This is a genomic window from Halomonas sp. 111 (genome assembly GCF_052379685.1).
In the GTDB taxonomy this organism is placed as follows: domain Bacteria; phylum Pseudomonadota; class Gammaproteobacteria; order Pseudomonadales; family Halomonadaceae; genus Vreelandella; species Vreelandella citrativorans.
Genome location: NZ_JBQSYV010000009.1, coordinates 103,210 through 128,280, shown reverse-complemented (window position 1 = coordinate 128,280; position 25,071 = coordinate 103,210). Strand labels below are relative to the sequence as shown.

The 25,071-nt window shown below is 48.8% G+C and carries 21 protein-coding genes; 14 read left to right on the top strand and 7 right to left on the bottom strand.

All coding sequences use genetic code 11. The annotated features are described in order from the left end of the window. The first annotated feature begins 65 nt into the window (after window positions 1-65). Entirely contained in the window at window positions 66-1,259 is a 1,194-nt protein-coding gene (locus ACT3T7_RS08835; RefSeq protein WP_444630765.1) for a tyrosine-type recombinase/integrase, read from the top strand. 306 nt (window positions 1,260-1,565) lie between these two features. On the opposite strand, the gene ACT3T7_RS08830 is transcribed toward ACT3T7_RS08835, so the two are convergent. From ACT3T7_RS08830 to ACT3T7_RS08820, 3 genes are all read right to left on the bottom strand, one after another. Further along, a complete protein-coding gene (locus tag ACT3T7_RS08830; protein WP_444630764.1) occupies window positions 1,566-1,829 on the bottom strand; it encodes a hypothetical protein in 264 nt (87 codons plus the stop codon). Window positions 1,830-2,062: 233 nt separating this feature from the next. Next, on the bottom strand, window positions 2,063-3,190 hold the full coding sequence (locus ACT3T7_RS08825) for an endonuclease/exonuclease/phosphatase family protein (protein WP_444630763.1): 1,128 nt from the start codon (window positions 3,188-3,190) through the stop codon (window positions 2,063-2,065). 86 nt (window positions 3,191-3,276) lie between these two features. Next, window positions 3,277-3,918 (bottom strand): hypothetical protein, encoded by a 642-nt coding sequence (locus ACT3T7_RS08820; RefSeq protein ID WP_444630762.1) that lies wholly within the window; start codon window positions 3,916-3,918, stop codon window positions 3,277-3,279. A 207-nt stretch (window positions 3,919-4,125) separates the two neighbouring features. Here ACT3T7_RS08820 and ACT3T7_RS08815 point away from each other — a divergent pair, with 207 nt between their 5' ends. Beyond that, complete coding sequence (locus tag ACT3T7_RS08815) at window positions 4,126-5,256, top strand: DNA-binding protein (RefSeq protein WP_444630761.1); 1,131 nt, start codon at window positions 4,126-4,128, stop codon at window positions 5,254-5,256. Window positions 5,257-5,259: 3 nt separating this feature from the next. Continuing rightward, a complete protein-coding gene (locus tag ACT3T7_RS08810) occupies window positions 5,260-6,177 on the top strand; it encodes a DNA replication terminus site-binding protein (protein WP_444630760.1) in 918 nt (305 codons plus the stop codon). 115 nt (window positions 6,178-6,292) lie between these two features. Here the strand turns inward: ACT3T7_RS08810 and ACT3T7_RS08805 are convergent, their stop codons facing one another. From ACT3T7_RS08805 to ACT3T7_RS08795, 3 genes are all read right to left on the bottom strand, one after another. Further along, complete coding sequence (locus tag ACT3T7_RS08805) at window positions 6,293-6,682, bottom strand: hypothetical protein (protein WP_444630759.1); 390 nt, start codon at window positions 6,680-6,682, stop codon at window positions 6,293-6,295. A gap of 51 nt (window positions 6,683-6,733) precedes the next feature. Next, window positions 6,734-7,720, bottom strand: coding sequence for a hypothetical protein (locus tag ACT3T7_RS08800; RefSeq protein ID WP_444630758.1), 987 nt, complete (start codon window positions 7,718-7,720; stop codon window positions 6,734-6,736). Window positions 7,721-7,801: 81 nt separating this feature from the next. Further along, window positions 7,802-8,614, bottom strand: coding sequence for a hypothetical protein (locus ACT3T7_RS08795; protein ID WP_444630757.1), 813 nt, complete (start codon window positions 8,612-8,614; stop codon window positions 7,802-7,804). A 431-nt stretch (window positions 8,615-9,045) separates the two neighbouring features. Here ACT3T7_RS08795 and ACT3T7_RS08790 point away from each other — a divergent pair, with 431 nt between their 5' ends. The 4 genes from ACT3T7_RS08790 (at window position 9,046) to ACT3T7_RS08775 (ending at window position 17,216) form a co-directional block, all read left to right on the top strand. Further along, the gene (locus ACT3T7_RS08790) at window positions 9,046-10,524 is read left to right on the top strand and encodes a 3'-5' exonuclease (protein WP_444630756.1); all 1,479 of its coding nucleotides are present in this window, start codon (window positions 9,046-9,048) and stop codon (window positions 10,522-10,524) included. A 161-nt stretch (window positions 10,525-10,685) separates the two neighbouring features. After that, entirely contained in the window at window positions 10,686-11,708 is a 1,023-nt protein-coding gene (traF, locus tag ACT3T7_RS08785) for a conjugal transfer protein TraF (protein ID WP_444630755.1), read from the top strand. Between the two features lies 1 nt (window position 11,709). Then, entirely contained in the window at window positions 11,710-13,143 is a 1,434-nt protein-coding gene (locus ACT3T7_RS08780) for a conjugal transfer protein TraH (RefSeq protein ID WP_444630754.1), read from the top strand. Continuing rightward, a complete protein-coding gene (locus ACT3T7_RS08775; RefSeq protein WP_444630753.1) occupies window positions 13,143-17,216 on the top strand; it encodes a conjugal transfer protein TraG N-terminal domain-containing protein in 4,074 nt (1,357 codons plus the stop codon). The genes ACT3T7_RS08780 and ACT3T7_RS08775 overlap by 1 nt, the downstream gene beginning before the upstream one ends. 53 nt (window positions 17,217-17,269) lie before the next feature. Here ACT3T7_RS08775 and ACT3T7_RS08770 read toward each other — a convergent pair whose 3' ends face one another. Further along, window positions 17,270-17,800, bottom strand: coding sequence for a hypothetical protein (locus ACT3T7_RS08770; RefSeq protein WP_444630752.1), 531 nt, complete (start codon window positions 17,798-17,800; stop codon window positions 17,270-17,272). Window positions 17,801-18,577: 777 nt separating this feature from the next. On the opposite strand from ACT3T7_RS08770, the gene ACT3T7_RS08765 reads away from it, so the two are divergent. The 7 genes from ACT3T7_RS08765 to ACT3T7_RS08735 all read left to right on the top strand — a co-directional run bounded on the left by ACT3T7_RS08765 (window position 18,578) and on the right by ACT3T7_RS08735 (window position 24,804). After that, window positions 18,578-19,120 (top strand): hypothetical protein, encoded by a 543-nt coding sequence (locus tag ACT3T7_RS08765; RefSeq protein ID WP_444630751.1) that lies wholly within the window; start codon window positions 18,578-18,580, stop codon window positions 19,118-19,120. A 997-nt stretch (window positions 19,121-20,117) separates the two neighbouring features. Next, window positions 20,118-21,188, top strand: a complete 1,071-nt coding sequence (locus ACT3T7_RS08760; protein WP_444630750.1) for a ParM/StbA family protein — start codon at window positions 20,118-20,120, stop codon at window positions 21,186-21,188. A gap of 54 nt (window positions 21,189-21,242) precedes the next feature. Then, window positions 21,243-21,929, top strand: a complete 687-nt coding sequence (locus tag ACT3T7_RS08755; RefSeq protein ID WP_444630749.1) for a hypothetical protein — start codon at window positions 21,243-21,245, stop codon at window positions 21,927-21,929. Between the two features lie 211 nt (window positions 21,930-22,140). Beyond that, complete coding sequence (gene mobI, locus ACT3T7_RS08750) at window positions 22,141-22,647, top strand: conjugative transfer protein MobI(A/C) (RefSeq protein WP_444630748.1); 507 nt, start codon at window positions 22,141-22,143, stop codon at window positions 22,645-22,647. Further along, complete coding sequence (locus ACT3T7_RS08745; RefSeq protein ID WP_444630747.1) at window positions 22,614-23,225, top strand: hypothetical protein; 612 nt, start codon at window positions 22,614-22,616, stop codon at window positions 23,223-23,225. The genes mobI and ACT3T7_RS08745 overlap by 34 nt, the downstream gene beginning before the upstream one ends. 92 nt (window positions 23,226-23,317) lie before the next feature. Then, window positions 23,318-23,719 carry a hypothetical protein gene (locus ACT3T7_RS08740; RefSeq protein WP_444630746.1) on the top strand — a complete coding sequence of 134 codons (402 nt, stop codon included), beginning with the start codon at window positions 23,318-23,320 and terminating at the stop codon, window positions 23,717-23,719. A gap of 272 nt (window positions 23,720-23,991) precedes the next feature. Next, window positions 23,992-24,804 (top strand): DsbA family protein, encoded by an 813-nt coding sequence (locus tag ACT3T7_RS08735; RefSeq protein WP_444630745.1) that lies wholly within the window; start codon window positions 23,992-23,994, stop codon window positions 24,802-24,804. Window positions 24,805-25,071 lie beyond the last annotated feature (267 nt).

Below are 25,071 nucleotides of genomic sequence, written 5' to 3'. Positions count from 1 at the left end.
ATCTCTGTCCCGCATGCGGTACGGATCTTGATGTGCTTGAAAAAGACATATAGGGCTAGCTATTAATGAGCTCCTCAATCGTTACAACTGCAACTCAGTATAATGCCGGCGTTCCGGGAACGGCGGTTATTGCTGGCGCCAGCGATCATGCCGTCATTACTCACGACGCCATTCCCATTCGGATATCTCAGGTACCGATACCGCGAAACCGTAATCCTGCGTGGCGACATATCCAGGCGCAAGAATCTAAAGTGTCGCGTGATAATAAGCGTAGCCAGCTTAACCGGATAGCGCAGCACTTTTTTGGCGTGCCGAAGCCTCCTCGATACGTACCACCGGGCGAGGAAAAACCAGATAAGCGTAAGGTGTATCCCCAGCAGCTTCACTGCATTGATTTTGTACATTGGGAAGATCTGACCGGGAACCTGGCTCAATTGGTGCTGGAATTTCTCCGTGACCACCCTGACTATCAGCTGAGCGCCGCATCGAGAAACGCTTATCGCGCTTTGCTCCGTGGTGTTGCCCAAGAAGCCGTCATGCTCGGTGCCATGGAGCGCGAAGAGCTGGAGCGCATCAAATCGGTGAAGCTGGCCAAGTCACAGAAATCTAGCCGTGGCAAGGCGCACCCCCGCTTTGTGCTGGAGGCAATCTTGAGCTACTGCGATAGCTTAAACTCTGCTATGGGGGTTAGAGACGGCCTGATGTTTTCCATGCTGGCCACCTGTGGTTTTCGTCGGGCCGAAGCTTGCGGTATCCAGCTCAAGGACATCGATATGGCCACCCGTGATGTCCACGTCACCGGCAAAGGAAATAAGGACCGGACGCTCAAGCTTTCCGACGGTACATGGCAGCGACTTATCCAACACCTCGATAACTATCGCGGTCGAGATCCTGGCTACCTATTTTCAGCGATTTGGCGCAACGGCAGCCGGCCGAAAAACCTTAGCCGCCCCCTGTCGGTGGCCATGGTGAATAAACGTTTGGAGGCGATCTGCAAAGAGGTGAACCAACGCCTCTCGCAGCAGCTGGGCAGTCAGCACATAGAGATAGCACCTCACGACTATCGTAGAACCTACGCAACCACCCTTCTGGAAGCTGGCTTGCAGCTCCGAGCCATTCAGAAGTTATTAGGTCATTCCAGCATTGCGACGACGGAAGCTTACCTCTTCGATGACACCGCTGGATACCGGGACGATGCGGCCGAAATTTTCAACCAGGCGTTTGCACTGCCGTCGAGGGATGAAGCTCAGGTTGTATGATCATAAAACCGCTTTCTATCGTAGCAGCCCTGGTCGTCATCGCGCTTGGTTCATGCGGACTACTGTGATTGAGTGATTCTGGCCGTGTTTATATCTGACCAGAAGATTATTCTCTCTTTGAATTAAAACAAACCCGCCCGGCGAGAATAGGCATTACTAGCTGGTGTCGCTTTCGTGAACAGATATTCCTGTTATTAGGAATGGCTATTCCAATTACCCTCACCTATCCGCATAAAAAAGCCCCGTGGCCATGTGCCACGGGGCTTTAGTCAGGCTGAGAGTGCCTAGATGGCCGTTCAGGTAGAGCTATTCACTAAAGTCGCGATCGATGCCCAGTTTTTTGATACCATTCAGGGCCTTACCGCATTCTGAAGAACCAAGCCGAAGCCCTTCGGACAGAGCCGCTTGGGTGCTTTGGACGCCGGCTACAAAACCGACAGCTTTACCATCATTCATACCCTTCCCGTACCCCTCGTAGTGCCCACGATCATATGCCGCACTAATAGTTGCGAGGGAGGCTTCCATAAAGGCTGCCTTACGTTTTTGGTACTCTTCTTCATCGTGCTGCATTGTTGCCTTCCTCATAGGTTTTAACGCCAATATGGCATGTTCATCTTGGCCGCACCGCCTGGCTCACTCGACGGCAGCCTTGGACTGCATAACGCAGTTGTATTCGAGTCGCTCAGCTCCGATCTACCTTCAACATCCGGCACCAGCGACGTCCATTGTAAGTTTAGCCAAAAAAATGAACCCTGCCAGCGCAAAACTGCTGTAACGTGCTACGTCATTCCAGAACCACCTTATTACGCATCACATAGCAGTTCGCTGTTCGCAATATCGGCTACTCTGCTATTACCCAACCCTTTGACTGCAGTCAGGGCGCTCGTGTTATTCCATGGGCGCCCACCAATTATGTCCTGGGATCGAGCTACTCCAATATGAGGAAGCTTGACCAATTGCTCCGCTGAGCTCTGGTTCAAGTCGATGCAGTCATCGCTACCCTTGGTGGCGCCAGCATCGACTGCAGTTGTGCCTCGATACTGTCTGACCTGGGGCTGAGGAGCTCGCGGGCTACGTCGATCAGTGACGGTTGCATCCGTAGCAGTATGAATCGACACCCATACAGGGACGTGATCAGAGATTGTCTTTCTTGCTTGCTCATGTGGCATGCCAAGGACGGCCGGAAAGCGGAAAACTCCACTGTCATAACTGAATGCGCCCTCCTCTACCATGATGTGATCGTAGTGATTGGCGTAACGACCATTAATGCTGGATATGGTAGTCCCATCACCATCACGTACTGCCGCAGTTGCGCCCTGGGCGTATAACTCCTGAAATGCTGGGTGCCGACTATCGAGGTTGAAATCGCCTAACAGTATCCTCGGCGTTTCGGGGTAGATCTCACCCATCCACTGCCAATAATCTGAAAGTGCGTCTATTTCCGGAAGTCGATCACTGACACCGTCGCCATAGAGTACGTGTATGTTCCCGATCGCATAGATGTTATCGTCCTCTAGGGTTCGAAACCTGGCTGAGAATGGCTCGCGTGCGAAGACATCGCTGGAGTCAAGAAACACCACGGCGCCATCTTCATAAGTGATGGCATCCTCTCGATAAAAGTAACCATAAGCCTCCTGGTAGCTACCCCGCCCTATAAGCCGCGAGACCATGTATCCCCATGATGAATCACTGATCTGCTCAAGCTCTTGGTGTAGATGTGCGGCTGCCTCCTCACTCATAATCTCCTGCACGGCCACCAGGTCAAACGAGTTGGCTATTTCGGCTACCGTGGCGATATCCTTGTCGTTATCCCAGCCTAGATTTTTTAAATTCCAGGTGCCAATACGAACATCAGCCATCAATGGGCTGGCGCTAGCGAAAAAAGTAATAACGACAAGTGAGTTGGCCGTTCTCAGAATATTGGATTGCATGTTGTCTCTCGGATTGTATACGCGGACTGTCGCTTCCGGCCTTGCCCCTTGGTCAGTGGAGGGACAACGGATAGGCCATGGCCAGGTTAGAATATTCCAGTGCCCTGATTAGGCTTCCAAACATCTTGATAGATGTGGCATTGTGCGGTACCACGAAACAGACCATAGGCCTCGCCGGCAACAATTTCGCCCCCCTCCAGCCACTTGCTAGAACGCTCAGCCTCCAGACAACGATTGCTGGCTGGACCCAAGTCGTCATGCGATTCACAGAGCTGCACGCCTATAGTGTCGAAGGCCACAACTGCGCGACGCGAAAAGCCACCGTCCCAAGCTTCAATGTTAATGACCTGTGGGAATCCATTTCGAACGACAAAATGGACTGGGTAAGCTTTCTGCCAGGCGAAACTATTACGCACCTCTCCCTGTATTAGGCAATCTGCCTGGTTATTGTCGCTGTAGAAGTAGTCCGTATGGATGTACGCCATGTGACCAAACTTGGGCTCTGAAGAACTGGCTATCTTCAAGCGAGCAAGCTCTCGCCGACGATTATCACGTTGATATCGATCTGCAGCGTCTAGTGCCACCTGACGCTGATTCGCCTCTATCTGCTCTTCAAACGTCAGGCTATTCCACTCGGTTTCGTCCATGCCAAGTGGGTGTTTGCTCGCACAGCCCGTCATGCTGCCAGCTACGGTTAAGGCGAGAACCGCTTTCAACCATCCCTTCATCGATGATTCCTTCCCCAAAATTAATTGCTGGATCATAGCAGCGGCAAATATGACAGCCCCGCCAATACGGCGCCCTTATGGGGTTTATTACCTCCAGGCACACTTTCTTAGAAAAGAAGGTGGCGAGACATGCCCTTATATGCCAAACTCGTATTATCAATAATACGGTAGTTACACCATCTTTCAAAACTAAAGGAACGTACTGATATGAGCCGCGCGACCATCACTGAGCAAGAGGTTTACAATGCCGCTAATCAATTGGTCGCGGATAATAAAACTGTTTCAGCCGCGTCCGTGCGCACTGTCCTCGGCCGAGGTTCCTACACAACTATTCAGGCAATGCTGGAGGAGTGGAAAAAAAATCAAGAACTACACCCTATAGAAACCAGAGGCGACCTTCCCAGCTCTCTATCATCATTGGTGTCGGATCTCATTTTTCCATTCGCCGCCAGGCTTTGGCAGCTTGCCCAATCAGAAGCGAATAATTGTCTTGAGGCTGAAAAATCTGAACTGGTTCGTGATCGTGAGACTTTGCACAAGCAAACTGATCGCGCCATCGCCACCGCTGAAGCTCAGAAGGAACACACGAATTACCTTGAAGCACAAGTAACGACAGCCCGTAGAAAAGAGGAAGATTACAGGGACCGCCTCGTCTCCACCCGACAGGAACTTGATAAGGCGCTGGCTCAAAAACGGGAAGGCGAAGAGTTACTCGATGAAGCTCACACCCAAAACGAAAGACTTCGTGCCGATCTCGAAGCTCGTAGCGAAGCGCTTGATACTTCTGAGGCTCACAATAAAAGACTGAAGGAAGAGTTGGCATCTGCCCAGGCCGAAGCCCGAATCCACCAGGCCAACAATGAGCTTCTTAAGGAGACTTGTGCCGACCTTAAGGGCACTATCACGCACCTTCATCGTGACATTGACCGTCTCGAAAACCGGTGCACAGAGAAGGCCGATCAGCGCGACACTGCGCTGAAAACTATCGAAGCTATTAAGGACGATTTGAACAAAGCTCGTGAAGATAGTGCGCTGCAGCTGCAACGCATTACGGACATTGAGCAACAAAAGGCCTTCCAAAAAGAAGAGCTGGCAACGATGGGTACACAGCTTGACGCAGCAAACAAAGCAATCGCTAAAGCCGAGGCGATTTCGGAAGGATACGAGCGGCAGCTTATCGAGAGCCAAGAGGCGTATACTACACTCGACCATGAGCTCAAGGATATGCAGCAGCGGCATGCCGAACAGACGGGCCAGTTGAATGCTCTTACAACCGAGCTTCGCAACACCCAGCGTACGTTGTATAGGATGCGCAGTGACATAGATCAGGAGGATTAAGCCATGGACCTTGAGTATCGCTTGATTAAAGAGAGTGAGCACGCCTTCGACAATGTGGTCCACGCAATCGCGGCGGTCATAGAAGCGTACAGGACCACAAGTGGCCAGGCATGGGCATTGCATCACCCCACGCCCGATGCCGACTGGCTGGCGCAGGCCCTTTTCGACTTCTGGTACGAGGATGATCAGGACGGCCGATCTACACGAATCTATGTAGGCCTCATTGCTGCACAACCAGAATTGATGGCGGCAGTGATAACCGCCAACGCTGCCAAGGATGACTTCTTCGACACCATGGCCGAAATTAAGGCACGCTTACCTTCCCGTATCAGTGTCATGAAATATGAGCTTGCTCAGCGCCAAACCCGTTATCCCTACTTGAATGAGCACCTACGGCGCTCCGGCCTCGTTCGGCTACACCTTAAACAAACGTGGCGGCATTTACCTACCTTGGAACAAGCGGCAAGCCGGGTGCGTTTGGCCTGGTACACTAGTGGTCGCTCTATCGTACGCACCACTGTTCAAGAGTGTGAAGAGAAGCTTTGTTCGTTCAATACAGAGGCTGCGCATATTCAGCAGCAGCTCTCAGCGCTGGCAACAATACCATCGGGAGAGCCATTGGCAATTGTCCAGGATCACACTCCCTCTATGCGAGCCAACATATTCTACGCAGCCCCTTTACCGGATGGCCGCCTGCGCCGGGCAATGAACTTGCCTCTTCCATTATTTATCCCTTCCAGCACTGGCGACTTACCTAGTCATAACCAGCCGCCACCCCAGCCGAGAAAAGAAAGGGTTCGATCGGTCAGGAACGATGTCAAGCTGGAGGCTGAGCCTTTTCTGCCATCGATCCGTGTCTTCCGGTATAAGGACGGTGGTACGTTCATGTCCGAGCCAGAAGAGCTCTCCACCGATGAGTGAGCGAGAGCGCCTCATTTCAACTGACATAAGCTGTGAAAGCACAAAAAAAACCTCCGGAGGACCGGAGGTTATTAAGTTGCGTAATTTTAGATATAGCCGCGATACACCATTCAAGCTACTGCACATCAATGACTTTCCTGGGACGACCTAGCACTTTGAAATCTTCGTAACCACTGCCAAACCCATCGAAATAGACTGATGCCCATATACCGTTTTGCTCTGGCTCCCGGTCAGCGTCAAATGGATTGTTGCGCACAGTGCCATTTTGCCGGTCAGACCTGCCCGCGCTATACGCTAATTCCGCGATCCGATGGTATTCCTCCACGGGAAGGAATGGATTCTCTGCCAGATGCTCAGCATTACGAAACCCAGCTAACCAGTAGTGTTGCTCATCATGAGTGAGGGTTTGTGGCATATCACACTTGCCTTTCCCCTTCTGGAACGCTTCACGGCCTTGATAAAAATAGTCCACCGGCTCATTTGTGCCACAACCTTCAGCCTCCATAACTTGCTCCTTTCACACCCAGTCAGTCGCTCAAATTTCGTAGCTATTTCTCTAACTATCCTCATGCTCTTTAGCTGCTGCAGCCGCTTTAGAACGCAGTCTTTGATTCTCGGTCGCATGGTTGTCGATGAGAACCTTCTGAATAGCCAACCCCTCAGGCAATCCGCGGCACATCCACCGTAAAATTTTGCGCTGGTCGATTTCATTGAAAGCCGCCATAACTTCGGTTTTCTCTTTCAGCGCGAGCATTGATAACATGGACTCTGTATCGGCGGTCGAGTATTGGTCCCTGCCAGAACGCAACCGAGAAAGCCCTGCATAGCTTATGGTGCCATTATTGCTTTGATCTATGATCCGCTGCACCTGTTCTACACGACTAACCTCCGCTATCTTAATATCACTTGGCACTAAAGACATCGAACGTATCTCCTGGCGCCAGCCAGAGTAACTACAGCCCGGCTGGAGTCTCCCGGCACACCAGTCATCCATAAGACGGGCCAGCTCCTCACCTGCTTTGAGGTTTGCGATCGGCTGACATTGGAAAATGCCGGCCGCAACTCGGTCTTTATGCACGTCGAACGATGCATCATAAGATGCCTTTAGCACCTCTTTGGGTAGGGATTCCGCATAAATGACTGTGCTGCTTGAAGCTCCGCCTATCAGGTATCTCAGGGGTGGGAACCCTTGAGCTTTCATCATCAAAGCGGCCCGATCCAACTGTTCGGATATCAACAGCTCGTAGCTGGCACGGGATTTAGGAGACTTGATTCCATAAAACCGTTTGACCTGCCGTCTGAAGACTTCGTTACACAGGAACTGGTCCCAGAATTTAGCCAACCAGCGACTGTCGAAGTCCTTAAGCCACCACTGGAACGCCCCCCATATTTTGGTACCTTCATGTCCTTCTGGAGAAAAAAGCACACAAACGTCGATGGTTTCCTTCAGAATGTCGTCAAAGTAAATCGAATAATCCAGCATTACGGTGCCGGCCATATCAGGCTGATAACTGGCTCGTTGCCCGCTGATGACTCTTTTCATAAGTTGGCCACTTTTTAGCCCTAATGATGATATCGGTATAATATACCTGTATAAGTGTTCGATTTGCCTTAAAGTGTGTCTCTATGCATCCGGGACACCAACTACCTGTACGTCTCCGGTGATGAAGCCATGTTGCTTTGCTAACAATCGCATGGCTGGTCCAACAGTGTTGTAGCGCTGGCGTTGCTCCTGGACCGCTGTGAGTACGCTATCTGGCAGTGAGCTGGCTTGTTGATCGATCAACTTGTTTAATTTTTGAAACGTAATAGGATAGCCGCCCCCACTTTGCACTATGAGCCTGCTCAGGACTTCCCCAATGTCTGTTAGCGCTTCAGGGTAAGAGTACTTGAAAGCCCTACGGCTTTCGGCACCGCCACCACCCATTAGCTTGTCGCTTTTCGTTTGTGTGATTATCTTGCTAGGTTTCGAGGACGAAAGTGGAGTAACCTGAGACGGGCCAGTCCTAACCGTAGCGACATTTTTGTATGGCTCTACATTTCCACCGGACTGATCTAGCAAACAAGCTTTGCAGTGACGGATACCATTGATCTTCAAGGTCTCCAATACCGCACCACATTCTTTGCTGAGAACTAGCCAGGGCATCGTCGCGATCCGGGGAAGTTTAGCAACCAATGCCAGCCCTTGGGCCGCTAGGGCCATTGGCGTGGTCATGTCACACCCCCTTACGACAAACCGGAAAATATCAGACTTGGGGTAATGCAACCCGCTCCAGCGATGTAAGCGGCTAAGATCGCCAGCGATGATGATGATATCCTGCTCAACATTAAGGTAAGCGAGTTCTTTCGGACGATGATAATCGTCGGCATTGATTAATATTACGCGATGACTGGCGGTGTAATTGAGCTGATTCTCTAAACTGCTAATTGAATTCACGTATTAGTGCCTTGGCTATATCGTATTGAGACATAGTTTACGTGCCTGCTGTCCTAGGACCACGGCAGGGAAAAGGCCCTTAAAGGCAAAACCCGTGAAATACCGAAATTTCCTGCAAACTCAAATAAATTACTGACCAAGATTATATAAAAAAAGGCTGGCGCCTTAACGGCGCCAGCCTTTTTCGTTACGACTTCGGTTAGCCCATCCTGAGCAAACCTAAGAGAGGTTTTTAAACCATCACTCCTCTATCCTACGCGATTGGCTAAAATGCCACAACCTTACATAGTGCCCGACCTACAAGTAGAAATTATTGTGAACAGTTTTTTTATGACGCAACTACGTTCGAGCCCCTATTAAGGTACTGAGCACGCACGGGAGTAGCTCTGTTTATAACGTATCATCACTATATTTTAGCCAAGGACTATCCCGTGAATTCCATAACGTTTACGAACGAGCAAAAGGCCATCATTGATTTCAAAGGTCATCGCTTGATAGTTAAGGCCTTCGCGGGTACCGGCAAGACCTTTACCATGGTCCAATATGCGCTTGCCAATCCCGATAAACGTTATCTTTATCTGGCCTTCAACCGGTCAGTGCGCGATGAGGCGGTCCAGAAATTCCCCTCAAACGTAGACTGCATGACCTACAATCAGCTTTGCTATCAACAGGTGGGAATCCGTTATCGAGGTAAGCTGGTGTCTTCTCTACGCTTGACCGAAGTAGTGGGAGCGCTGGGCCTTCGCAATGCCATAGAAGCTCGGGATGTCGTCAATACCATTGACTGTTTCTGTAACAGCGATGATGGCGTACTGGGTTTGGAACACTTCCGGACAAGCGCGAAACGAGTGAGTCAACACTATATGCGTGAGGTAGTCGCCGGGGCCCTGGGCTTGTGGGCTCAGATGATCGATGTAGATCACCCTACCTCGATTCACCACAACGCCTGTTCAAAGCTCTTCGAACTATCATCCCCGGATCTGTCCAGCACCTATGACGGCATACTCTACGATGAAGGCCAGGATTCCCCTCCTTCTACGATTAGTGTTCTGGCGCGCCAGCGCTGTCAGGTCATCATAATTGGCGATCCTGCGCAGTCCATTTACCTTTTTCGGGATGCTGTAGACGCCCTGTCCTCTCCGGCGCTTGCCGAATCAACGCAACTCACCCTGACCGAGTCTTTCAGGTTTGGAAGTGCGGTGGCCACTGTGGCCAATTCCTTTCTGCTACTTCGTGGTGAACAGCGCAGGGTTAAGGGGCTAGGTGGGGAAGATCAGGCGATCTCCCATAAAGAGTTCTCTTGGGCTAAGCACCAAGGCCAGGTATGCCTGTTGAGCCGTAAAGTGGCCACTGTTTTAGCTGTGGCCCTATACTTCTCAGCGAAAGGAAAAAAGGTAGGGTTCGTTGGCGGGTTTGAGTCCTATGGCTTTGACTACATTGAGCAGGTGCATTACTTGTTCATGCGACAAATGGATAAACTTAAGGGCACCCGACTGCTTCGGGAGTTTCCAACCTACCAGCAGTACGAAGCCTTCGCCGAAGACACACGTGATAATGAAATGCTTCGTACATGTCGCATCATTAGCGACTACCCCTTCCTCCCGGCCATGCTCGCCGATCTACGGCAGCAAGTCACCGCCCCTGAACTGTGCGATATCATGGTGGGCACCGTACACAAATCAAAGGGGTTGGAGTTTGATACCGTTTACCTGACTGATGACTTCCCAGACTTATTCGATGAGGATCAACCGTACACAGACGCCGAACTGGAGCAGGAAATAAATCTGATGTACGTGGCAGTCACCCGCGCTGCCAAAATGTTGGTACTTAACGATAGTGCGCTCGATGTCATAAAGCGTGTCAGCCAATTCCAATTAGAAACACCCCATTCGATCCCTGTCGCCACTTAACTCAACTTCCCACCGGTATAACTAAAAGTGTCGAACATGGCGGACGCTTTCTTTTTTCCATGGCGGACCTAATGAGTCCCTTAAGGGCTCGTTAGCGACCCCTTGCTTTGGCTCCTCCTACTCTAGCATGTGGAGAACTGCAAATTCCGCGCGGAAATTACATGCTAGCTCAAACATACGTCAAGCCGATGTCCATGGTGGGATTGGCTCTTGCTCTCTTACTGATTTCTGGTAACGGCACAGCTGAAGAAACAAACTTTACCGATCGTAAATCGGAGGGATGGTTTTTCTACAACGAGCTTGAGGAGAAGGTCATAGAGCCTGATGAGCCACTCGACCCTCAACCAACGGTCACGGCTACTCCTCCCCCTGAACAAAAACCAGCACCAGCGCTGCCCCCGGAACCTCCTTCGGCGCCTCCACCGCAAGCGCTATCTGCCGAATGGATGAGAGAGAACCTACCGAAGTATATGGACCGTGCATGGGACGATCCCTCTCCTGAAAACGTCCAGGCCTTCTTTTATCTCCAACGCTATGCCATGGACCGGAGCGGGGAATTCGCTGAAGTCGCTCAGCAAGTGACCATGGGTAACGCCATGCTCGATGAGTCCAGTCGGCGCCCGTTCTCGACGTCGGCGGCACAAGACTTGGACCGTATCGCAGGTCAGAACCGTAATGTCATACTCCAAGATATATCCACTCAGGCCGGTCTTTTCGTTTTCTACACGGGTCAATGTCAGCTTTGTCAGACAATGGCGCCCGTACTGAAGCATTTAGACGGACAGTTTGAAATGACCCCAATATCGCTGGATGGTACCGACCTTCCTGGCAACCCCTTCCCGAGTATGCGGGTAGATGAAGGTCATGCAGAGCGACTTGGGGTGCAATCACTTCCCGCTATCTACCTTGTATCCCCCGATGCAGAATTTATTCCCTTAGCACAAGGAGCCGTATCGCTGACCGATCTACGCGAGCGGATAGTACTAGGCGCTATGCAAATGGGACTGGTGAGTCAGGACGATTACAACCGCACGCGGACTGTCAACAACCTACACCTGAACTTGACCAATCGTTCTCTAAATCTTCAAGCACCAGCAGATGACCCCACTGGATTTATAGAGCCCTCGGATGTGATTGACGCCTTACGTCAGTCGTCAGAACGATCCGCCCCGGAGAAATACTAAAATGAGCCTTAAACCGATCAGGTTCGCACTGCGTAAAACCGCCTTGGCTGTTACCTTCGCCACTGTACTGATCGTACCCTGCACGGGTGCGCAGGCGAGCGGTCTACAAACTCAAATGGATCGAATCTTTAGTGGCATGACCCATTCGACGCCTCCTGGCGTTTGGAACACCCAGCGTCGTGGGGTTATTTCTGGCGGCCGTATTACCGCCAAAAGCCGCATCATGACCGAGAACCTAGTCAGAGTAACTCCCCCCTCTTGGGCTGCAGGTTGCGGGGGGGTCGATATGCACATGGGATCATTCTCGTTTATCAACTCTGACCAGATGGTCCAGCTCTTACGCTCAATTGCGGCAAATGCACAGGGTTATGCATTTCAGCTGGCGCTAGATACCGTATTCCCGATGGGCGCCAAATGGATGGAGAACTTCCAAAAGGTTGTTAGGGCCATGAACGGGGCGATGCTCAACTCCTGTGAGGCTGGGCAAGGGGTGGTCAATGACACGATCAACGCCCTACAGTTTTCTGAGCATGTTCAGGGTATGACCGAAGCAACAAATGCCGGTCTCGTAGACGGCTTCTTCGATAGCTTTTCAGAACGCACAGGACAAAGTACCGGCCAGGCCCTGGATAACACCGGCTCAGGCCGGCGAGCTGAGCTGCGTGGTAATGTGGTCTGGAAAGAGTTGCGCCGGAATGCCGTTCACTCTTGGTTCCCTGGTGGAGATTTGGCATTACTGGAAGCCATTATGTCGATCAGTGGTTCAACGATTATTGGTGAGTATGATGCCGATGGAGAGCAAGCGATCTCTATCTTAGCCGGCAACCTGCTAAACCTTGAAGATCTTATGGAGGCTGGCGATATAACCGTCTACGACTGCTCATCAGATCCAGAAGAGTGCAATATCAGTGGCGGTGACACCAAGACCATCAGCAACTTTATAGGCCTAGCAGAGCTATTTAGAAGAATGCTGTTGGGTCATGATGGATCGGGCGGTATGCCTGCTTCTCCTGGCATACTGCCAAAGATGGCTGCCAACACTGTCCCGTTGACTGAGCAGGAACAGGCGTTCATGGCTTCTCTACCCCAAAGTATCGGATCGATGCTTCGAAACTTGGTGGTCGTCAATCCTGGAGCCGCGACCTTTTTTGTAAATCGCTCATTTAATTCTGTGGCATTAATTATGGCCTACGAGCTGGCCTCCGGCATGATCCATTCATCCATACAAACCGTCAGCAATAGCAATAACCCTTGGGCTCCACAAGTAAACCAAAATCTGATGAATGCGCGGGCAACTCTTGATACGCAGCTGACCTCTTTGTCAATGCTCTACCCAGACCTTAGCAACATTATCGGGGACTACCAGAACACCCTTGAGAGCATCAGTTTGAATCGCTACATGCTCCAAGACATGTCAGCCAGCAGGGCAAACTAATGTATACAATTTACTCAATTGGTGACTCTGCCTTTCTGGAACAAATCTTAATAGCAGTCTCAATGGTTACTGGTACCGGCAGCTTTTCGGGCATGGTGAAGTCGGGACTCCTTTTAGGATTTCTGCTTATAGCCTTCCAATCTCTCTTTAGAGGGGGGCAAACCATACCCTTCCAGCAGATCCTGGTGTGCTGGATCATTTACGCATGCTTTTTCGGGCCAAGCGCTGATCTCATGATTGAGGATGCGTACACGGGAGAGGCTCGTATTGTTGCCAACGTACCGCTGGGAATTGCTGGCGCCGGGAGTATTATCTCAAACGTCGGTTACCACATCACCGTCTTGTTTGAAACCGGCTACGGGGTCATTACGCCAAGCGTTACTTCGACCTACTTCGCGGACAGCCTCAAACTACTCAACGAAGTACGTAAAAGCGCCTCCGATGCGGCTGTGTTTAAAGCGATGAATGATGCTATTGGACCTGCAGCGGACTTACGGGCCAGCCTGGACAATTACATTAAGGAGTGCACGCTGGTTAAGATGGACCGTGGCGAAGTATCGGCGGACAGACTCTTTACCGGCAACACGATTCAAGAGCTACGGTTTGATAGCCCCGTGTTTGGTACTCAGATTTTCGACGGTACTCCGGGCGGGATGCACGTCAACTGTTCCGAAGCATTCAACCTTCTGAGTGGCATGCTCAACCAGGTAACCTTACCGGGCGTCCAAGACGCTATTGCCGCGGTCACTAAAGCGAATGGTCTACCGACTAATGTCATGGCAAACATTAGCGATGCGACCCATGCCCTTGGTATGGGGATGACCCATGCTCAAGACTTCGTCAAGTTGTCTATCATTGAACCGGTCTACCACGAGGCTGTTTCTGGTAAGTACAGCGATTTTCGTGACTTCACTAGCTCCATGATGGTTAATCAGGCTATCCAACAGCGAAACACACAATGGGCTGCTGAAGCTTCGATGTTCATGTCAATTGTCCGGCCCATGCTGACGTTCATTGAGGGGTTCGTTTACGCTATTACACCCTTTATGGGCTTTCTCATCGTTCTTGGAGGCTTTGGTATTCAGCTGGCCTCTAAGTACGGCCAGATATTGCTATGGACGCAGCTTTGGATGCCAGTTCTCGCGATCATAAACCTGTTTATTCACATGGGAGCAACAAGGGAGCTTGCGTCTTACACGATGAATGCCGGGGGTATTAACTCTTTCTATGCCCTCTCACGTTCCAGTGACATTCTTGAAAACTGGATTGGCACAGGCGGCATGCTAGCGGCCGCTACCCCCATTCTTACCCTGGTGCTTGTGACTGGATCGACCTATGCATTAACTTCTCTGGCAGGCAGGATGCAAGGTGGCGAACATCTTAACGAGAAGATGGCGACTCCAGATAGCGCAGCCAATAGTGAAGTGCTGAAAAATATGCCTCAAAACGTTAATGACCCTACCATGGGTCAACGCGGGTTTGGTGCAGAGCAAGCCATAGGTTCTTTAGCCATGGGGACGCAAGCCCAACAGGCAGTAAGTTCATCTGAACAGAACATGCAAAGTGCTTCGCAGTCTTTCCAAAAAAGTCTTCGGTCAGCTATTCAGAGCACTGCAGGTACGTCTTCAGCACAAAGTTTCAACCATGGTATAGCAGCTTCGGTGGCCAGCTCAGGCGCATCTGGATCTTCGGCTATGTCCTCAGCGTCCATGCAGTTGGCTTCGAACCTGGGTTACAGTGGCTCAGAACAGGTATCTGCCGCTGAGAGTATTCAGGCCCAGTTGATGGGTGGTGGTGGGCTTTCACTCAGGGCTGGCAAAGGCGCCTCATTGGGAGGTCAGTTTGGTGGTGAGGTGAAATCATCCTCTGCCGAAGGGAATACTAAAACCTTCGAAATGAGTGAAGCTCAAGCGCAGTCGTTTTTGCAGAGTAATGGCATTTCTTCCTCTAACGTTGCGGAAATGCGTAACTCGCTGGCTGAAGATATACAGTCTCGCAGCTCCGATGAAATACGCTCTGGTTGGGGAGTTTCTAATAGCGAAGACCTAAGCCAGGCAGCCTCGGAACTTACCCAAACTACAGAAACGTATGCCAAAGTAAGCTCTCTATCTCAAGGATTTAGCGTTAACGATAACTTCTCTCTGGCAACGTTGGGTAATAACCTTACCGACACCCGCACAGAAGGTCGACGAGAAGCTAGAGCTATGCTTGAGGAGTCCTCTCAATGGTTCAGTTCTGATCAAAAAGAGGCTGTTACTAATCGTGTTAGCGAGCTGACGGAAAGCCTCAATTTCGAAGAGGAACAGGCAGAGCAAATCGCCCGGTTAGAAGTAATGTCGAACCGAAATAACTTTTCTAATGACGACGACTATCTGCGTAGTACCTCCCAAGTTATGGAAATTGTCGGTAAGGCCGTCGGTAAAAGCTATTTTGACGCAGAAGCCTCTTCTTACAATCCGCACCAGAACGCTGAGTTGGCTGAACAAGCGCCTCAGATCAACGGTGAATTAACCTCCGAAGTTGGTAGCCGGATAACTCCTCCTGCTCCCGCAGGCCAAAATGGCGAGCGCAGCTTTAGTGAATTGCAAGCTGGATCACAACGGGGTATTGATGCAGATAGAGGACAGGTGGCTGCGTTTGCATCCGCTCCCCCTTCAGCGGAATTAGGAAGCCATCATTCTACTCAACAAGGTAATGTTACTGCTGCAGACCAAAAGGCTGTTTCTGATACAGCTCGTGCTGCACGTGACCAGGCTGGTCAGAATATAAACAATATTGGACAAGAACTTACTCAAGGGGAACCTAGTGCGGCAAACAATATGCTTAATTCGTTTACCGGGAAAGCATTTCCTGTTGATGAGCAGGACTACCAAGCCGATCTATGGATGGCCAGAGATTTAACTCCTGAACAACGACAAGCCTATGTTGACGCCATCGACAACAATGAAATGACCATGTCTGATGTTTTAGGCGATTACTCCGGTTGGTCCATGTTCGGTGGCGGGCCACAAGATGCGAATCCCGAGGTCGCAGAGGCAATTCTGCGGCTTGAAACTGGAGACACAGAGCACCTAAATACCGCTGAACCTGGAGTTCGACAAGCTGTAAGTGACATTCTTTCGAATCGAAATCACCTGCAGCATGGTTCATCGTCGACTGGAACATATGGAGCAGCTTTCGAGCCTCCTTCTGGTGAAAAAATTTACCAGGCCAATTTCGAACGTTTTGCAAATGAGAACCCCGACGCACCAGCTCCAATGGTCGGCATCATGGCTGCATCATACATGCAGGAGGGGAGTGAGCGTGATTTCTATATGAATCAGCACCGTGAAGAGTTAGCCGAGGAGGTGAGACAGATTGAACCCGACAGCTCACCTGCAGATATCACTCAGCGCGTTCACAATATGGAAGCAATAGCGATTGATACCGCTATAAACCCCAATGGCCCGGACATTGGCCTCGCCCATACACAGAACTATTACGATAATGCTGTTCGGATGGACACTGGCGAACGTGAAGTTGAAGGCGCCGGCCCCGCTGAATACCGTAACCTTAATTACCAAGTGCCGAACTCTCATTCAGGTGTAGCTGAACCCAGAACTACTAACGAGCCTATACCTCAATCGAACAACGATGCACCTACTCACGGGTCTATGCCCCCTGTCCCATTGGAAGTGCCTCCTCCCTCGGATCACCAGGCACCCGATAGGGCACCTACTCAAGGGTCTATACCCCCTGCCCCATTGGCAGTGCCTCCATCCTCGGAGCATCAGGCTCCCGATAGGGCTAGTTCTGCTCCAGAACCACTAACTGTCCCTCCGTCAGGTGGGTTTATGAGCTCGGTTGAAACCACAGCCCCAATATCTGGACCACTTACGAAACCGGATGAATCGTCTCCTCTAACGAACGCTCCCCTTATGGCTTCGACAGAACCTACCTACGGGGATGATCCTTTTGCACAAGACTCTCAACCTCCACCTGCTAAGCCGAAAGGGAATCCCCATGAATCGAGCGTAGAATCTGACAAAGCCCCAAAACGGAGAGCTCCCTCGAAACCAGAGAATCTCTCATAAAGAAAAAGGCAACCTACGGGTTGCCTTTTTTACGATTGCAGGATGAGTTGCGGTTACCATTCACCATACGTACGCTGCCATCGCGGCCCCTCTTCAAACCGGAAGGTATCACCGGGGAGTATACGATGAGCATCGTCGTAAGTAGTATCCCTACCTTTTGTTTCTGATGTTTTATGACTGCTTCGCGGCCACGAGTTTTTTAAGGTAATGTCATCCTTATCACGTCTATAGCTTCCCCCGGCAGCACTAATATGAATATTATCGAAATTCAGCATGGTAAAACTTGAAATGAGTAGCAGGCCAAAAACAATGGTCATTCCATAGCTACCCTCAGATCCCCCACTAGTAAGCATATAAACTGTCGCCCCTAGCCACCCACAAATCAAGGTAATTACTGCCAGCCTAGAACGCTTGATAAGGTTGGTAATAAGCATGTTTGCTGAAAGTGCCCAACAAACCAGGTAAACGTTATGAGCTGTTCTACCAGGGATATCGAGCAGCCCCAGTTGAACAAAGCCTAGAATGCCGCTCAGTATTATCAAGGACGCCGATAGAAGATACGTGATTGAAAACTGACTTTTCATGTTCTCATCCTTTGTATTTGATACATCCATTATACAGCTGGGCTAGAAATATAAAAAAAAATAGAAATTTCTGATCTCGTTAGCTCCTGTTTGTAACATCAAGTTACAAAACGGCTATTGATGAAAAGAATAAGGAGTCGATAATTGCCGAAACTGTCGCTGTCAGCTAACAGCCCTTAGGAAATATATGAAAAAAATCATTCTCTCGTTAGGGGTTTCTACCCTACTAACGCTCAGTCCTATTGCGGGTCATGCCTCACAGAATGGCCATTACGGGGCTTCTGGCCCCTTAAACGGAACCATTTATACAGCCCCCGCCATTGCTGTAGATCTCGACCCACTCCTTCTCTACTCAGTAGCTTTGGCTGAATCATCATGGATAGCGGAGAAAAAGGGTGACGTTCAGCCAAACCCTTACACACTTCGGGTTGCCAGTCTTCCTGGGTATTACACCGACGACTTGGATACGGCTACTGCCCAGTTAACGAGTTACCTTGCCAAATATTCCTCTATCGACATAGGCTTCCTTCAAGTTAACTCGTACTACCATGGACACCGGGTAGAGAATCTTATCGACCTACTGGACCCCGTCATTAACCTCCGAGTTGGCGCTGAGATTTTGAGAGAAACAATCGATTCCGCCCCAGGTGACCTAGAGCTTGGCATAGGGAGATACCATCATTGGGCAGATGAGGTACGCGCCAGGTCCTACGGCGCTCGAATATTAGCTATTTATAATAACCTGCGCGCCGCGCTTCGATAGGTGAATTAGCAGACATGGCTATTGCTATACCCCACTTCTCTGAGTCGCTTTATAAATGGGATCTTAATGTATGGCGGCTACTCCATCAGGTGGCCTCTCAGAAGCCGGACGTGGCTTCAGATGCCTTTGGGATTGATGAACGAGCTGTTGACGCCATTACGGAACTATCGCCCCGGCAGTGTGAACAACTGGCTTCAGGGGTTTTTTGTTCATTCATTCCAGTTTTCTCTAATTCCGATCTCGAATTAATTATTGCCACCGCTAGCGGCGATCTATCGGCGACAACTGAAAACAGCTCTAACTTTATCGAGCGAATATACTGGGAGCTGGTAGCCCGCTCAGCTCACTACTCTCCTGAATTGGCTTCTGCGAGGTTCGGTTTATCAATTGAGACCTCGCGACTTATGGCAGGGCTCTCGCCCTTCTCCGTTCATGACATCTGCGCTTACTTAGACACAGACTTCATGTTGCGCGGTACAGCCAGCATTATTCATGAAGTACAGCACGCATCGACATCCACTGCCTTAATGAAGCGTGCCGCGGCGGCTCTTACATAACCATAGGAAACGGGGGGAATATGCAGCTCGGAGTTGAGACCATAGAAAGAATCAATCTGGCCAGGGCAATGGTACTGAGGGGATTTGTTAATAAGATTGTAGAGCTAGAGACTGGCTTAACGATGAAAACACTCAATAAGGTTCGCTCAAGCCTTAAGGAGGAAGGTGCTATCCTCCCTGCTACCCCTAGGGGTACACGGCAAGCACAGTCAATCATTAAGAAGATTTGCCATCGTCAAGATTTCAGTATCATCATGCTAGCCTACCGTCGGTATGGGTATGACGAGATCTTTCAAAGGGTCAACCTAAATGCCCTGACCCAAGCCTTCGACACCTACCTGGAGATCAAAAAGGAAATATCCCCACTGACTGAAATAGCTAATATCAATGATTGTTACACCTTAGCTGTCGATCTTCGATCAGCTGAAGCTGAATTTGAAACCTGTCATAGCTGTGAAGTGAGTTTCTTCGTTTCTTTCTCACAGGAGACGAGTTACCGGTGCCCTTTCTGTATCAATCGTGAAAGCGCTGAACGTGTCTTAGAGTGTCAGTCAATAGCCTCCTGAATCCGTCCCTCGTTTCGGCCCGTTTTATGAACGGGCTTTTTTTTGCCTGCCTAAACGTACACTAGATCACCTAGCTCTCTACAGAAGTCATGGTCACCGAGCTTGCCAACACGAATGTATAGCTATTCCATCTGCCATATCGGTGAACACCCTTTCCCAATAGTCCTTGCCACAAGTGATAGGCGTTAATGATGAAGGAGTCTTCCAATAACACAGATAGCTACAAGAAAAGCTATTTACACAGTGAATCATGCCCGTGAACGGCTATTCCCACAAGACTCTTTCAACAAGATATTTTAGGTAACGGGTATTCGGTTAATCATGATCTACAAGGAATGAATGTTCACAAACGTGGGATGCAATGGTAGAATTGAGGGCATACCCAGGGACGGGTATCCGAAAAAAAACGACGACGAGAAGGCGTAAACATCATGACGAAGACTATGAATATAGCAGCATTAGATATTGGCTATCATAATTTGAAAGGCTCAAAGACGACTGCTAAAAGCATTGCGGAATTACGAAACAAAATCGTGAATCCCAACGAATCCGATGCAGAATTAGAGCTATTCCTATTACCAGCAGGTGCATGTCCCTCTAGGACGTTACCGCACTCACTAAATGAAGATGTCGGTGGTGAAGAAATAACACTAAACGGTGAGAAATGGCGTGGTGGCATTGATTTTGGCCTAACTCCCAATATCAATAAGGATTACTCTGAAGGTTACAAACATACTTCAGAATGGAAAGCACTGCTATTGACAGGCCTAAAACGTCTTAATACTTCAGTTATCGACTGTTTGGTAATGGGATTGCCCTGCAGCGAGTACTATGAAACCGATGACGCCATTGACGATATAGTAAAGCTTGCCAAAGGTACTCATAAAATTGATGACAATACTGAGGTAGAGGTTAAAAAAGTAATTGTTGTTCCACAACCTCTTGGATCATTTCATGGTTATTATTTATCTGTAGATGATGAAAAGACAAGAGGCTTACTCCAAAAAGCAATAACTGTTGTCTGTGATTTCGGATACGGGACATTTGATTGGGTTGTTATAAAGAAAGGGGCGCATGTGCTCCATCAAAGTGCGGGCTCTTCAGGCGATAGTGTAAGAGCAGTCTGTCGTGAAACAGAGCGACTACTTTTAGAAGAAAACTCCAAGTACAACATCGCTGTTAATGAGGTTGAGGGTTGTATTCGAAGTGATGATTGGGAAGTCTTCGTTAATGGGGATATTATTAATATCAAACCATTCTTCGTGAAAGCTGCTGATAATGTTGGAAAGTCTGGATTTAAAAGACTTCGCACATCGTTAACAGCTAGTAATGTCGAACCACAACTATGCATACTTACGGCGGGTGGCGCTGACATTTTCAAAGAAATTGCATTAGCAGAATCAGGCGCAAATAAGTTGCTAACGAGCGTGTATGGTATTTACCTCAACGTATTTGGTTATTTATACGAAGCATTAAAAGAAAGTGAACAAGAGGACAAATAAACAACATGCGAGGGAGTTTTAACTCCCTCGTTAAATCACAGCGAGGTTTAGATAATGTCAGATACTTTACATTTGCGTGGCAAAATTAAGCCGGAAAATAATTCGCTCTCTTTCCTATGGTCGTCCCGTGGTTCACGTAACTTTCCAAAAGCTATGGTCTCTAATGCAGAAAATATTCTTCGATTTATTGCCCTAGGTTACAGACCAATCGAAAGAGACATCAATGACGTTCTCGATAGAGTCGGTATGGCCTCTTTAGTAGATAAGCCATATACCCTTCAGGCGGTGATTGACTCAGAACAGCATAGCTTTCTATACCAAGCGCTAAAAGAGCTAGGTAGCAACGAAGAAATTTTTGATGAGCTTGTACGAATACATGACCTATGGGTAATTAGTTTTGGATTAGCTATCTACAAAGAAAACCCTATCAAGAGCCTTCTTAGTGACTACTTAAATAATCGGCGTCGCTATAGCCTTGTTTCTGACGTTGGTAAGGCACAAAGGTCTACTACGCCGGAAAATAAAGGTGAAGACGTAGAACGTAGTGTAAGTACCAGTCCTAGAGCTGAATTGGACAGCATACCTGATACGGTAAAAGACAATAGGGAAGAACGTGTGGGACAAGCAACTATAGAATCAGCCAAGCCAGAAGATACTTCTAAAACGCCTAAAAAGGAGCCTAAAAGTGCTGCCGAACAAGGCGCGGGTTCTTTAGGTGCGTTTATTTCGAGACGTGATTAGTTGAGGTCCTATAACCCACGTAGCATCCAGTCTTCGATAGTGCAGAACTGGTATGCCAGACAATTGGAACATGCAAGCCAAGTTGATTCAGTTGTTCCATACTTGGGTCAGGGCTTCCAGGCAAACTGCCAATCCCTGTTCCAATAGTTGTAATATGTGAGCGTGTTCCAATAGATATTAATTGGTACACACACCGATAGAAGAGGAAAAAATGGCCGTTGATCTGGAAGTACATGCTAGGTTGTCCTGTGTCTCTTTGGAGCGCGTTAAGGCCGAGCTGGAATCAGAGCTTGTGCGCATTCAGGAGCATGCACAGATGATTTGCGATCTTCATTGGGAGAACCTGGACGATGAAAAGCGTGATCGTAGTTTCAAATATATTACTCGAATTAGAACAAGCAAAGGGTCGCTTCAATGCCAATGGATGAAAGCCGGCTCTAGGCCTCCGGCAGAAGGTAGAAAGTTCCAGGCTACATACATACGAAAAGGAACTGCTCGCAACAACCCGCGTTACAAGACGTCTGCATTTAATAAGGCTGAACAATGGGAACGTGAGATAATTGATGAAACCGAAAACAATTATGCATTACTACGAGAAAGGTATGCTCTTGTTTGCAGGTGCATAGCTGAAATAGATAAAATTACAAGCCTTGCTGGTCAGGCTTTTGAAAGAGTAGGGATACCATGGGAAACCCAATTGCAAAGCAGCGTGGATTAGCAGAGCATGATCGCTTTCACTCCCTAGTCATTACCAACCATAATCAAGTACGGCGACGCTACTGTATTTATAGTAATGTCGTATCAACTATTGCCATAATAGGCATTCCAATTTTCATCGCTTATATATTTAATCCTTACAAAAACTCTATAGTGAACACTCCCTCTGGTGTAGTACTATACCTAGTAACAGTTTTTTGTATTGCGCTTTTCGGATATACCATAGATCAGTTTCTTAAAAAATATCTGTTCACAAAAGCTGAAATGGAATATATCAACGAACTTCCCGATAAGCTGTTGCGCTGTGATCTGCTAGCATCGGAGAAGCGTTTTAAATCTAATTTTGGAGATTCAACGTATGTACCTGATCAGCTTTTCCAGAACAGTTCGTTTGAAGTAGTTATTGTGGATACGAAAACCCGGAGTAAGCTTAAAGTCCTTCGGTCTGATGTCGAGCAACTCGCCAGGTATAGTCTCGAACTTGAAATTTCTCTAGGAGCACCTATATCATCTATTGGTTATATTCGGTGTGTTACCCCTTCTGTTACCCGTTACCTACCCGTAAAATTTAAGCAATAGTCGCCCATAACTCCCTTAAGGGCATCTTCCACGCTACCGGGTACATTCATTTGGTGCTAAAGTCACCGTGTTCTTGAAGATGGATGTTACCCGTGATTGTGACTTTTCTGCGTTACCTGTTATCTGCGCCGGCAAATAATCTGATTGCTGACGCCTTGGATAACCCTTTAATGATTTCAGAGAAAAGATTCTTGCTGATTCCCTTATATGGTGTGTCTGCTACCGAAATCGACTTAGTTGGTGATGTTCTTAAAATACACAATCTCGAATTACAGCTATCTTCTGAGAAGCCCTATTGCACGATTGTTAGCACCTCTCTTCCTGTAGAATATTCCCAGAGTGGTTGGATAATGTTGAACGGTGGTACGGCATATCCAGAGCTAGCGCTACAAGAGGCTTCACGAGGTGGTATCTCATTTACCGATGAATCAATACTGCTTCAGATAGTTAAACACCTCCCTTCTGATTTAAAACTTATGGTAAGGAACACCTAGATGTCCCATTCACCTAGTGTGACTGAGTCGCCATACCTTTTCACTGTACTCTTGCTTATCGTAGTACATATACAGACTCTGTTATTTATGGATCTAGGTCCTACTGCGTCAATAGTGACTATTAATGCTTTTTCGGCCTTAAATACTTACCGTCTGGTAATGAAACAGCTCTCCTCAGGCCTCATCTGGGTATTACTTATTTCACTGGGAAGTCTTCTAATCCACTTTTTAACACTTGCCATGTTTGGTATTAACGCACTTTAAGGAATGATATGAAAAAGATTTACTTAGCCGCTAGCGTAGCCGGAGCTCTGGGTATCTGTGGGCTTGGAATACTCGGGATAAAGACCTATTCCATGCTTAACCAACAACAGGACGCGATAAGCACTCTGGCTTCATCTATCAACGAAATTCAAAACTCTGGTGGCATGCACCAAGGCGACCTTGACGCTTCTGTTCAACGCTCGCTAGAGCTAATGGAAGAGCGCGAGGCGCAAGATCGTCGTGAACAGATGTTCCATCCATACAGATTAGCGAGTAATGATTATTCCGGGGATCAATGGATTTATGGTAGTCCTGAAGCTAGATTCACATTGGTTCAGTATGCTGATACCCAATGCGGATATTGCAAGAGCTTCCACTCGACTCCAAAAGGTATTGTGGATGCGAGCAAGGGAAATGTTCAGTGGGAATACCATCACCATCCGGTACTGGGCCAGCGATCCGTTGCTCAGGCACAAGCAGCTGAATGCATCGGAGAGCAACTAGGTAATCAAGCGTTCTGGGTATATCTGGACGCGATATTCGAACAGTCCGGCAATGGTGGAACGGGGAATCAATTCACGCGCCGCCTGGCGGCTGATGTTGGAGCCGATGTCTCTGAATTTGATTCTTGTATTTCTAGTGGCCGCCATGTTGCCGAAATCCAGGCCGAGAAAGAAGCCAATATTGATCGTGGCATCACCGGCACTCCAGCAACTATTGTGGTTGACAACCAAACCGGCAATACCCAACTTCTCGGGGGAGCGCAGCCGGCAGATGCTTTCGTACAAACTATGCGTCGGATGATGCAAGACGAGTCCTAGCTTCCCTAGTTAGCATTGATTGCCCATTAACCGCCCTCTTTAAGGGCGGTTTTTTTGAACCTTTCGATTCAGAAAAGATCACAGCCCGCGTAGCTGGTCGTTACATAACCTCTTCTCTCTGCCCCTCCAAATGATGTTTGCTCGTTCCGTCCAAGACAGGAACTGCATAAAACATTGTAGGAAGCGTATCCATTCGTTTAAAAACGTGGATAATGGAGGTGTAGCGACTTCTAACGATACCTAATGTTTGGTCGGCTGCGTAAAAGG

Bases quoted from the DNA above. Each gene is read 5' to 3' on its own strand.
- ACT3T7_RS08835 (WP_444630765.1), top strand. From the start codon at position 66: ATGAGCTCCTCAATCGTTACAACTGCAACTCAGTATAATGCCGGCGTT.
- ACT3T7_RS08830 (WP_444630764.1), bottom strand. From the start codon at position 1,829: ATGCAGCACGATGAAGAAGAGTACCAAAAACGTAAGGCAGCCTTTATG.
- ACT3T7_RS08825 (WP_444630763.1), bottom strand. From the start codon at position 3,190: ATGCAATCCAATATTCTGAGAACGGCCAACTCACTTGTCGTTATTACT.
- ACT3T7_RS08820 (WP_444630762.1), bottom strand. From the start codon at position 3,918: ATGAAGGGATGGTTGAAAGCGGTTCTCGCCTTAACCGTAGCTGGCAGC.
- ACT3T7_RS08815 (WP_444630761.1), top strand. From the start codon at position 4,126: ATGAGCCGCGCGACCATCACTGAGCAAGAGGTTTACAATGCCGCTAAT.
- ACT3T7_RS08810 (WP_444630760.1), top strand. From the start codon at position 5,260: ATGGACCTTGAGTATCGCTTGATTAAAGAGAGTGAGCACGCCTTCGAC.
- ACT3T7_RS08805 (WP_444630759.1), bottom strand. From the start codon at position 6,682: ATGGAGGCTGAAGGTTGTGGCACAAATGAGCCGGTGGACTATTTTTAT.
- ACT3T7_RS08800 (WP_444630758.1), bottom strand. From the start codon at position 7,720: ATGAAAAGAGTCATCAGCGGGCAACGAGCCAGTTATCAGCCTGATATG.
- traF (WP_444630755.1), top strand. From the start codon at position 10,686: ATGCTAGCTCAAACATACGTCAAGCCGATGTCCATGGTGGGATTGGCT.
- ACT3T7_RS08780 (WP_444630754.1), top strand. From the start codon at position 11,710: ATGAGCCTTAAACCGATCAGGTTCGCACTGCGTAAAACCGCCTTGGCT.
- ACT3T7_RS08775 (WP_444630753.1), top strand. From the start codon at position 13,143: ATGTATACAATTTACTCAATTGGTGACTCTGCCTTTCTGGAACAAATC.
- ACT3T7_RS08770 (WP_444630752.1), bottom strand. From the start codon at position 17,800: ATGAAAAGTCAGTTTTCAATCACGTATCTTCTATCGGCGTCCTTGATA.
- ACT3T7_RS08765 (WP_444630751.1), top strand. From the start codon at position 18,578: ATGGCTATTGCTATACCCCACTTCTCTGAGTCGCTTTATAAATGGGAT.
- ACT3T7_RS08760 (WP_444630750.1), top strand. From the start codon at position 20,118: ATGACGAAGACTATGAATATAGCAGCATTAGATATTGGCTATCATAAT.
- ACT3T7_RS08755 (WP_444630749.1), top strand. From the start codon at position 21,243: ATGTCAGATACTTTACATTTGCGTGGCAAAATTAAGCCGGAAAATAAT.
- mobI (WP_444630748.1), top strand. From the start codon at position 22,141: ATGGCCGTTGATCTGGAAGTACATGCTAGGTTGTCCTGTGTCTCTTTG.
- ACT3T7_RS08745 (WP_444630747.1), top strand. From the start codon at position 22,614: ATGGGAAACCCAATTGCAAAGCAGCGTGGATTAGCAGAGCATGATCGC.
- ACT3T7_RS08735 (WP_444630745.1), top strand. From the start codon at position 23,992: ATGAAAAAGATTTACTTAGCCGCTAGCGTAGCCGGAGCTCTGGGTATC.